Raw genomic sequence first — 10896 nt, 5'->3', positions numbered from 1 at the left:
AATCGAGTAGGAAGATAGGGATTAGTTCCCTATCTGTCCTCTCACACCACCCTGCGTACCGTTCGGTACAGGGCGGTTCCTTAAGTTTTGATCATAACCTTTTGGTAGTGGTCTGACAAGAATAAATAGCCTGCTTGCCTATTTCTATCCGTGGTAATGGTGGTATTTAGAATAAAGCTTTTGGCGATGTGCCAGTATCCCTTCCTAGTATTTGCCCACTCCCAAGCCTTGGATTTCTTCACTCCGAGCTTGATAAGATTCATCAGTTTGGTACTTATACGTTTCCATTGTTTCCAAGTAACCATCCTGATTCGCCTTCTGTACCATTCGTCTATTCCCAGCAGCAACCTTCTCATATCTGCCAGCTTGAAGTAGTTAACCCAACCAGTAATGTACTGGCGGAGTGTTTCCTTCCTGCGGTCGTTGCCCCAGCCATTGCTACGTGATGTCAGCTCCTTAATCTTTGCTTTCATCTTTGATACACTCTTCGGGTGTACCCGCAGTCGCCCTTCCCCTTTCGTTTTGTAAAAGGAGTAACCCAAGAATTTTACCTCGGATATCGGGGCTGTTTGGCTTTTGTCCCTGTTCACTTTTAGAAACAATTTTCCCTCTATGAATCGGATAATCGACTCCATTATCCGCTCTGCACCCCGTTTGCTCCTACACAGTATGACCATGTCATCTGCGTAGCGCACAAACTTGTGCCCTCTACACTCCAACTCCCTGTCCAGTTCATTGAGCATAATGTTACTCAGCAAGGGACTCAGTGGACCCCCTTGTGGTACACCCATTTCGCTGGCTTTGAAGTTGGCTCCCACCTGCACGCCTGCGTTCAGGTATCGATGGATCAAGGATACAACCCTTCCATCTTTGATTGTGCGTGAGAGTACTTCTATCAGTTTGCTGTGGTTTACCTTGTCGAAGAACTTTTCCAAGTCCAAGTCGACTGCATAGCCATAACCTGCTGTGATGTAATCCCTACACTTCTTTAATGCCTGATGCGCGTTGCGCTTTGGCCTGAACCCGTAGCTATGATCGCTAAATTGAGGTTCATAGAGCGGTAGGAGTATTTGGGCAATGGCTTGTTGAACTACCCTATCCACTACCGTCGGGATGCCCAACTGCCGTTTCTGCCCATTGTCCTTGGGTATCTCTACTCTGCGAACTGGATTGGGACGGTACTTACCCCGCAGTATAGCTGTTATCAGTTCATCTTTATGGCTGACAAGATAATCCTTGAGGGATTCGACTTCCATCTTGTCAACACCTCCTGCCCCTTTGTTCCGCTTAACCTGTAGGTAAGCTGCATTCAGGTTCGAAGGTGATAGAATGAACTCCAACAGTCCATATCCTAATCGGTTATTCTCCGTGAGGTTGTTTTCAGTTATCCACATGAAAGTCTGCCCTCCTACATAGCCTTCGGATTCCGTCCTATTCTTCTGCAGGCAGGTCTTTTCTTCCAAGATTTTCTGCTCTCTACCTTTCATCTGGTAACATTCATTCACTGCTCACTCCTTAAAGTTCAGCCCTTCCCCGATATAGCCGTAATCAGGTACTATGGCTTCGGCTGACTCCTCATGACAAGCTTTACTCCATGTCTCATACTCCGTTTCAACATGTCCATGAGGCCTCCCCGGGTAAGAACGATAACTTTCATCCCATCAACCTGCTGCATTTACCCCGAAGGCTCCGGACAGTATAGGACTTCGGTTTGTAGTGCAACCTTATCCAGCCTCCTTTGGCCTTGTATGCAGTTTCTGTTCGTCAGGCCAGGACTTTGCCGCCAACTTCCTTCAGATTCCACCTCACGATGGACACCCTTGTCTTAAGCTAACACTCCCTACTGCCAAGCGTGTTCGGGACTTTCACCCTAGAGTTATCGCCCATGCCGGGCACACACTAAAAAATACCCAGTACTGGGTATTTTTCACTGTTTTCTCACTTCCCTGACCCACGCTTGGGTGGTTTAAGCGAAGGGGTGTTCCCGGGAGTGTCTTTGTTGTCCCGCTGTCGTCTGTCCGGTTTTCCAGTGGAATCAGCGATTCTTTTTGGTCCTGGCTTTAATCTGTTTCTAGTTTCCATGTGTGATTGATTTAGTGAAACATATCTTTTAGATTCGATTAAAGTTAAGTAAAGAATAACACCAATCTGTATTTCAAATACAGAAGCAAGACAGTAACTGTCTGAAATTCAATAAAATTTAAAGAGTTTGGTTTTTGAATCGCTGGAAATTAGCTATTCAGTTAGATCTCCCCTGTAAGCCTTCACAATTCAGCTTATCTCAGTAGTTACTACAGGCTTTCTTCAAAGTTTGCCTTAGGAGGTAATAATGGTCAGGTTCCTCTGGCTTTGCTGCGTTTCGAGTTTTTGAAATCGAGCTCGAGTGAAATTGGATACTTCTTGATTATCCATTTTGAAAAATGGCGAATTACTTTTGAACAAAAAAAAGCGCAGTTCTTTCGATTGCGCTTTTACAGACTTACCAAATTTTCAGGCTAAAACTGAAGAAGGTATTCTTGATATTCTTTCTCATTTTGAAAATTGAGCCATTTTACAAAGCGAAAACCTGCCTGTTTTTCTTTACCGATAGATTTTTCGACGATCTCTAGCATCTCATTTACCTCGGGCGTTAAATTGAGAAATGTGATATCCACACCTTTGGAAGAAAGGTTATTTTGAATTATTAATAATTCATGAGTTGCTGAACGGGAGAGGAATTGAATTTTTGCAAAATCCACATTCACAGTCTTCACCTCTTCCGTAAATTGGAAATAGGAACGTACAGCATCTCTGGACTTAATTGAATCGAGTCCTTTGAAATCTATATGCTTAATTGTTTCCATCACGATTTGATTTACGATTATTCCACAAAATCAGACCACTTAAAGTCTTTCCGAAAATTACTTACTGGGATTCTTACTAAAATAATTGCTCCTTTGGAATCAATGCCAAAATTGGATAATTCTTCATTGATTAACAAGGCATTACCTGTTAAATAAACAAAACTGCCTCCTAGTCCTTGGGTCAAGATCTTTCTTGAAGTTGCAATTCCAAAACCCCGATCTTCTGCCAAATGCTTAGTGGATCTACCCTTAACGGCGGAATCTACCGCTGTTCGATGGTCAGTTATATGGCTAAAATCCTTGTCTCCTGTGTAATCTTGGTAAGAGCCAAGCAATCCTAATCCCCTATCCGCTAAGCAAATATCCATAAAGCCATTATCTCTATAATATTGAAACGCAAGATAGCCGAACTCATGTTTCGAATGCTCCACAATATTATCCGTTAACTCTGAGAGCAAATATGAGATGGCAGTAAAGTAATTGGTAGGTAATCGAGTAATTCTCCGAATTGCAGAAAAGACATGAGACAGGAGTTTCTCCCTAATTGAAGGATGGTCACCTGTCGGATTAGTGCTAAACTTAATAATAGGAATAAAGGTCTTGTGCAAGTAGGAATCCAAAATTGATTCCCAATTATCTCCATTTGCTGGGGATAGACAGCTAGGAAATTTAACTGTATCTAAATATGAGCCAATCCCTTCAACGTTCAGAATTTGGGGAAATTCAGAAAGAAGAGACGCATAATGAACCGCTAATAACGGTGGGGTAAAGTTCATCTTACTAAAATCCACCGTTTTCAATCTACTATCAAACCTTCTTATCGAGATATTCAAGTGAAGCAATTGCATCCCAATTTGTATATTCCATTCAAAATGAGGGCAGTAGGCTTGGGAAGTTAATTCTTGGTTTTCCAAAATTAGAAGGTATTAAAATAAACGAAGCTATTAATTGAATTTACCATTCTTTCTTGCTCATTTTTTCTATCTGCCGGTTACTTTAACTATAATTTTTTTTACCAACGTAGAGACCATTTCAATTAAGCAGCTAATCAATTTCCATCCTTAATCTACCTTGAAATTCACCCAAGACCAGAAAACGGGTTCGGCTATGATTTTAATTCCATAATCTCTAGCCTTCAGGGATTTGCCGGAAAGTGAATTCGGATCGGCTGTCACCAGGTAATCCAGTCCCTTGCTTACACCGCTTTTAATCACCATTCCGTGTTCTATTGCTATTTTTTGTGCAAAGCTTCGATCTATCGGGGCTCCGTTTAGTGTCGCATTGAGTGCACCGGTAAAGCATATTGTTTTATCGATAAGCATTTCAAACCCTCTTTCTGGAGGATCAGAAAGTTGCTCTGCCTTCGATTTGATTTCCTCTTCAAGAATAATTGCATCCAAGATCTGCTCTTCGATTCCCAGCATTTCGGATACGACTTTCAAATCCATATATTCTGCCTGAGACAAATCATGATCTATCCAATATATTCTGCAAAGCTTTCGCAAGTAGTCCTCATGAATACTCTTCACCTGATTCTGAGCAAATCCTTCCACCAAAATCATGTCTTTCAAGCTCTCGAGTTCCGCATCCGTAAGGAGTCTATCTGCCAAAACTTCATCCAATAAATTCAAGTACTGAAGTTCGGAGACTTCTTTAGTCGGATCTGAAGGAAGCCTTTTGATGAAATCTCTAAGCTGGGACTTTTTGAAACTTGATTTTTCCAATGCCTGATTTCTATTAATAAATATCCCCCTTGGATAAGGATCAAAATCCAAAGAACATGGCTCGGCTATAATTCGATCCCAGACAAAGTCCGGTTGACCATTAGCCAGAGAAAGCATTCGAGAGAACAAAGAAACCGTAGCCTGACAATCTGAAAAGGCACAATGCGCATTACCAAGCTCCACATCCAAAAACTCACAAAGTGCTTCCAAACGTCGAACAGGAAGCGTTGGGAACAAATATTTGCTGAGTTGAAGTGTGCACATCCCTTGAAACAAAAATTGTCTTTTATAATGACGCTCCAACTCCGCTTCCAAAAATTTAAGATCAAAGGAGAGGTTATGTCCTATGATAATTTTATCCTTCAGGTGGAATAACAGGTCGTCGGCAATCTCTGAAAACCCGGGTGCTTGACCGAGCATTTCAGCGGTAAGTTGATGGATTTCTGTACCGGTCACTTCTCTCAAGGGGTTCACCAAAGTCTCGAATTGACTAAGAATATTACCATTGCAGTCTGTGGTAATCACAGCAGCCTCCACTATCCGATCCCCTTTTCTCGGAGAGAAACCGGTAGTCTCAAAGTCAATAAAAGCTAGGTTTAAAGAAGGATTCATAGGCGTGTTTTTACTTCAATTTGATCTTACCCTCCGATTCAACCGCAATATTTTTAGATAGCATTAGCTTGATGCATTGGCTAAGCCTATCTTTTACCTGATTGCCTGTCCGGGCAAAGCCAAACTCTTTGGCTCCTTCCCGGATTAGGTCCCCCTCAGGCAAACTGATTAATTGTTGGAGGACGTGGGTCAGCCCGTTGATCAGTTCCTTTTCAGGTATTTCTTCAATGGAGCGTTTGGTTTGATCGGGTGCAAAAATTCGAAAATCTGAATACTCTTCAGGAGATTGCTCTGTTCTCCAAAAGCACAGGTCCTGATTTGATTCTTTATTCTGATTGAGCTTGGCCATTTCCAAAAGCTCATCAAATCTTCGCTGGAGCCTACCTCCCATTCTTCCAATTCCCCATGCTTCCAAAAGTCTTTTGCCCAGTAAATTTTTAAGAATCGGCCCCTCTGTCTCCACGATTTCCTGAATTTGTTGGATTTGCCTTTGGGTAAAGCTGTATGAAAGGAACTCGTCGGAATTAGCCGTATAGGTCTTTTCCAACTGGGCTTTATGGTAAACTTGAGTAAGCAGATCGCTATCTTCTTCCAGATTCGCTTGGTCGTTTGGTAAGTCATTCCCAAGGATGGAATCTTGCATTTCAATCTCCTCTTCAATTACTTTCACTTCTTCAGGTAGCGACTTGATTTGCTCAATTCTGGCTAAAATTCTTGCCCCTTCCTTAGCCGGGGATTCCCACCAGTCCAATGCCCAAACTTTAATGATTTTCCATCCCAACAACTCCAAGACTCCTTCCTGGACCAACAATCTATCAATGGAGCTCTTTGAACTTGCGTGGGATTTATTGTCCATTAAAATCCCCAAAAGATATTTATTGGGGACCTCAGGGTGAAGTATGGCTAGGTCGATTTTGAAACCGGAACTCCCAACTCCCAATTCAACCTGATAGTGGTGAGACTTCAAAAACTCTCCAATTGCTTTGGCAAGGCCGTGAGATTGAACTGCTCCGGTTGCTCTTTTACTTTGTGGCAAAAGTCCCTTTCCTTTTTCGGCAAACGCCAAAAATGATTTGATCCCTGCTATTCCTTCTGCTTTGGATCTGTTAAGATCGATCTGATCAGCGGTAAGCGAGGAATAAATCACCATTTCGTAGCGTGCTCGGGAAACAGCTACATTCAATCTTCTCCAGCCCCCATCCCGATTTAATGGGCCAAAGTTCAGCGCGATATGTCCATTCTCATCAGGCCCATAGCATATTGAGAACAGAATTACATCCCGCTCGTCACCTTGTACATTTTCGAGATTTTTGATGAAATAGGGCTCTTCAAATGATAATGCCATTTCTTCCAGTTGTGGATTCTGGCGGAATTTTTCCAATAAGAGATCCTCAATAAGGGTCTGCTGAACCGAACTAAAGGTGACCACTCCTACACTTTTCCGCTGGTGAAGGGGAAGCTGTATTCTTCGTACCAAATCCTCCACAATAGCCTTAGCTTCCACTAGATTTTGTCTTGTTTTTCCTCTGTCATACACCCCGTTCATTTTTACCAGTCGCACCCGGCTTTCCTGATCATCCGGAGAAGGAAAAGTGAAAAGGGAGCTTTCGTAGTATTTGGCATTGCTGAAAGCGATCAGACTTTCATGCTTGGATCGGTAGTGCCATTTTAATTGCTTGGAAGGCACACTTAATGCCTCACAATCATCTAAAATACTTTCCAAGTCTTCATTTAGGTCTTCCTCATCGATATGAACTGAAGAAAAGAAGTTGGTCGGCGGCATCTGCTTGGGGTCACCAACGATGATCAGTTGCTTCGCCCGCGCCATAGCACCTACTGCCTCACTGGTCGGCATCTGAGAGGCTTCATCGAATATGAGCAGGTCAAAAGGCTCCTTGTGAATATCCAAGTATTGAGCCACTGAGATTGGGCTCATCAGCATACAGGGGCTGATGCGAGGAAGGAGATTGGGGATCTGAACAAAAAGCTGACGGATACTTAATCCTCTCCCGTTATTTCGAATGGCTTTTTGAAGAATCCCTGTTTCCGAACTTGAGGCTCCTTCTCTTGAGAAATCGGGAATACTTTCTGCAAGCTTGGTAAACAAAATCTCACGTGTGAGTTTGGCAAACTGGCTATTCAATTTCCTGAATTCGGAGATTCTGGATTCGAAGGCCTGACCTGAAAAAACACCTAACTCAGGATGAAGTCGCATGTACTGATTTGCCATTCTTCGGTAAGTCTCTTTCAAAATAAGGGGTTTAAGATGAGCCGAGTTAATCCCTACCTCTTCTATTTTTTGAATAAGCCCTTTCAAGTGGTAGGCATCAGCTTGGTCTTTGATCACAGTCCAACTGTGCCATTCCTTCAGATTTTCGATATTTGAAAGCCAATTTTCCGCCCTGACTTTTCCTGAATCTCTCCCTGCCTTTAATTCAAGCGGGATTGGCGTGCCCATCTTTGATTCAAGCAACTTTGCTGAGGATTGTTCTTTTTCTGAAAGTAGAAGGAGTTGATTTACCTTTTTGGCCCATGCTTCCTCTCCCGATAAAATCAGTTTTAGCAGCTGGCTTTTGGCTAATTTAATTTCATCCTCAGTCTGATAAAGCCCATGCAATGCTTGGTGACTTTCTAGCAGTTGAGGGATTTTTGATTGGAGTTCATGGATTTGATTTTTACTTTCCAGCTGTTTTGCAATTCCAAGCTGACCCAACTCCGCTTTTTTTTTCTCCAATACCTTGCTATTGATATGGTATTCCTGAATTTCAGAGAGAACTTTTGGGATTTCGGCTGCATCCAATTTCCCTTTTTGCTTGAGGTAGGATTGAACCAAAAGTTTAATTTTTCTTAACCCAAAGAATCGAGGAATAAACCACTCCTGTTCTTTGATTTTCCACTGTCTTAGTAGGAGTTCTGCATCCAGAATGAGAATTTGATTTTCAAATGATTTTTGGAGCCTCTCCGACGTATCCAAATTTGAAGAAGCGTTCTGAATTAAAGGAAGAATTTCTTCAACCATAGCTTGGGGATCGGAATGTGAAAAAAGCGGTTGGGGAAGCTGAGAAAGCCCAACAGAAAGAGCCAATAATTTTTCGAGTTCAGCCCGCTCTTTTACTCTGATTATTTTCTGGATGCCGAGTTCCTCTACTATTGGAATTAAAACTGATAAATACTTAGATCGCTGATCGATAAATTCCAGTCCTGATTTTTGAATTTGTTCCCGGGTTTCAACGCTGTAAGATTGGAGTTTGACTTGGTAGAAAGGATGCGCTGGAGAGGGATTATCTGCAAGCTCAGCAGCTTTGGAAAGTTGGGTAAGGAAATCCTCATAGATTGGGAAATTAGCTTTCTCAAGCTCTGAAATTAATTGATCGGGGATTTGTACCTGAGATTCAAAGTTTTCCAATTGAAGATATTTGGAAAAAATCTCAAATAGTGAAATTCCATGAAAGGTCTCCTGATGCAATTTTTGATAGATGACATCTAACTCAGATTTAAGGGAATTGAGCCGTTGAGACTCCTGTTCCAAATCAAAATTTGGCTTTCGCCTCCTCACTTCCGTAGCACTTTTCAATTGACTTAAGACCTCTGCCTTTCTGGATTTATTGGAATGCAGTTCCAGGCAAAAAGGATCAAGTCCTATCGCCTTCAATCTGCTGTAAACCACGGTCAGAGCGGCCATCTTCTCTGCAACGAATAGGACTCTTTTGCCCCTGTAAAGTGCATTGGCGATAATATTGGTGATGGTTTGTGATTTTCCTGTACCTGGAGGGCCATGGAGGATAAAGCTATTTCCTTCCACTGCTGAACAAACCGCCTCGAGTTGAGATGAGTCGGCAGGAATTGGCAATAAGATATCCGAAGGTTTATAGTGGAGATCCAGGTTTTCTAAATCCAATATTTCCAGGTTTTCCTGAAGTCTCCCTTCCAAAAGCCCATTGACAATCGGGCTTTTCCGAAGTTGATCTGTATGGCTATGGATATCATTCCAAAGAATAAACTTACTGAATGAAAACGTTCCCAAGAAAAACTGTTCTTCTATATCCCAACGAGGCTGATTCATGATTGCCTGACGAAGGATATTAAAGACCGCCATCACGTCTACACCTGACTCATCCTGTGGTAGCGGATCCAATCCGGTAATGCTTACACCAAAGTCTTGTCGTAATTTTTCTAGTAAAGTGATGTTTAACACAGCATCTTCTTCCCTACCCTTCAGCACATAGCCAACCTTTACAGATTTGCGGATCAGGTCTACAGGGATCAAAATAATAGGGGCGAACCTTGCTTTCTCGCTTCGCGGACTTTCGTACCAGCGAAGCAGACCTATGGCAAGGTACAGGGTATTTGCACCATTTTCTTCGAGGGAATGACGGGCACTCCGATACAGGAATGTCAGACGTGAATTTAATTCCTCTTCTGTCAAATAGACCCGTAATCGTTTCTGAGAAAATTCTTTAAGCACCAGATCATTCAGCGCGGAATTTTCAGAATAAGATTGATAAATACCTTCATCTCTCAGGGTGTTGTCCCAGTCCTTTGGTTTATGCAAAATCTGATATTCTGCCCCATCAAACAGCGCATCTTCCAAGTCGCCAATCGGCACATCAATGAATTGGATCGATGACCTAGTCAGTCTAAGGTTTAAGAGGTTATTTCTCAAACTGAGATCGAGCAACTTACGCTCCCATAGCTGTTGTTTACCAAATACCAACTTTTCTTGAGAATGAACGAGCTGGGTTCTTTTTTCCAGAAGTTTGGGAGCAATGGGTTGTCCCAAGGCCGTCAAGAAGGCTTTGTCTTCAACCAGTTCAATTTCACCCATTGTGTTTTTCCGTTGAGGAAGAGGGTAAATCCCAGAGAACCTTGCCCTCTTGACGTCAATGAAATAGTTGAACTTTTTGAGGTCTAAAAAATGGGCTCTAGACCGCTCGATGGCACTATCGAATGAGGCGGGATTCCCTTCATTCAAGCAGGTGGCCTCCAGCATTAGAATTTCGTGAATGCCCGATGCCATTCGCTTGGTTAACAATGAAGGATCGTCATTTACAGAATCAGGGAAGGTATCATCAATAAGCCAACATCCCACGAAGACATGACCTTCAATCATAACTAAGATTGGATTCAATCCTATGTTTTCTAGGGCAGAGGCAAAAAGCAAAGACATGTCCAAGCAGTTTCCCAGACGTTGAATAAGTACCTGATCTGCTAATCTTACCCGCTGACCAAGGTTTCCAAAGCTGGCCGGCACGCCCTGATAGATGATGTTCAGATTTTTAATTGCTGCATAAATGGCTCCTATCTGTGTTTTTACCCGATTTGGATTCTTTGTTTGGTATTCATCAAATGCAGAGGAGTCAGTCCAACTCTTCAAATATTCCGCAGCACTTTTTGTCACCGGGACTAATTCTTGAACGTTTGGCAAGATAAATCCAGTGAGGAGTTCCGGGATTAGGGACTGGCCTAACCATTGATCAAATGCCAATAATTCCAGCTCAAAATCCCATTGTCCCAATACTTCATCATTTTGAAAGATCTTAATCTCCCAGGTACCTCGCATCCGTTCTGTGAGCGAGGCGAAGAATTTACCCTGAAGTTTTACACGGAGATCAATGCTGTCCTAAATAATTTTTGATTGTACACTAATATCCTATTTGCACCTTATTAAGGATTGTTTTAAGGGTAATTTGGAAACAGATCCCCCTGTAGGGTTTTCT

At 42.4% G+C, this 10896-nt stretch carries 6 protein-coding genes; all 6 read right to left on the bottom strand.

Going from position 1 to position 10896, the window contains the following annotated elements; all coding sequences use genetic code 11:
* Positions 1-80 precede the first annotated feature (80 nt).
* Positions 81-1487, bottom strand: a complete 1407-nt coding sequence (gene ltrA / locus C4S61_RS21170; RefSeq protein ID WP_103926778.1) for a group II intron reverse transcriptase/maturase — start codon at positions 1485-1487, stop codon at positions 81-83.
* Positions 1488-1938: 451 nt separating this feature from the next.
* A complete protein-coding gene (locus tag C4S61_RS22165) occupies positions 1939-2082 on the bottom strand; it encodes a hypothetical protein (RefSeq protein ID WP_200820632.1) in 144 nt (47 codons plus the stop codon).
* Between the two features lie 413 nt (positions 2083-2495).
* Positions 2496-2843, bottom strand: a complete 348-nt coding sequence (locus tag C4S61_RS21160; RefSeq protein WP_103926776.1) for an STAS domain-containing protein — start codon at positions 2841-2843, stop codon at positions 2496-2498.
* Positions 2844-2860: 17 nt separating this feature from the next.
* Positions 2861-3757: a hypothetical protein gene (locus tag C4S61_RS21155; RefSeq protein WP_146064474.1), complete on the bottom strand. Its 897-nt coding sequence runs from the start codon at positions 3755-3757 to the stop codon at positions 2861-2863.
* Between the two features lie 147 nt (positions 3758-3904).
* Positions 3905-5179 carry an exonuclease domain-containing protein gene (locus tag C4S61_RS21150; RefSeq protein ID WP_103926774.1) on the bottom strand — a complete coding sequence of 425 codons (1275 nt, stop codon included), beginning with the start codon at positions 5177-5179 and terminating at the stop codon, positions 3905-3907.
* Between the two features lie 10 nt (positions 5180-5189).
* Positions 5190-10739 carry a DUF3320 domain-containing protein gene (locus tag C4S61_RS21145; RefSeq protein ID WP_103926773.1) on the bottom strand — a complete coding sequence of 1850 codons (5550 nt, stop codon included), beginning with the start codon at positions 10737-10739 and terminating at the stop codon, positions 5190-5192.
* Between the last annotated feature and the right edge of the window lie 157 nt (positions 10740-10896).

Origin of the sequence: Algoriphagus boritolerans DSM 17298 = JCM 18970 (assembly GCF_900108085.1) — a bacterium.
In the GTDB taxonomy this organism is placed as follows: domain Bacteria; phylum Bacteroidota; class Bacteroidia; order Cytophagales; family Cyclobacteriaceae; genus Algoriphagus; species Algoriphagus boritolerans.
Note: the sequence above shows the minus strand (reverse complement) of the source record. Positions and strands in the feature narration are given on the sequence as shown.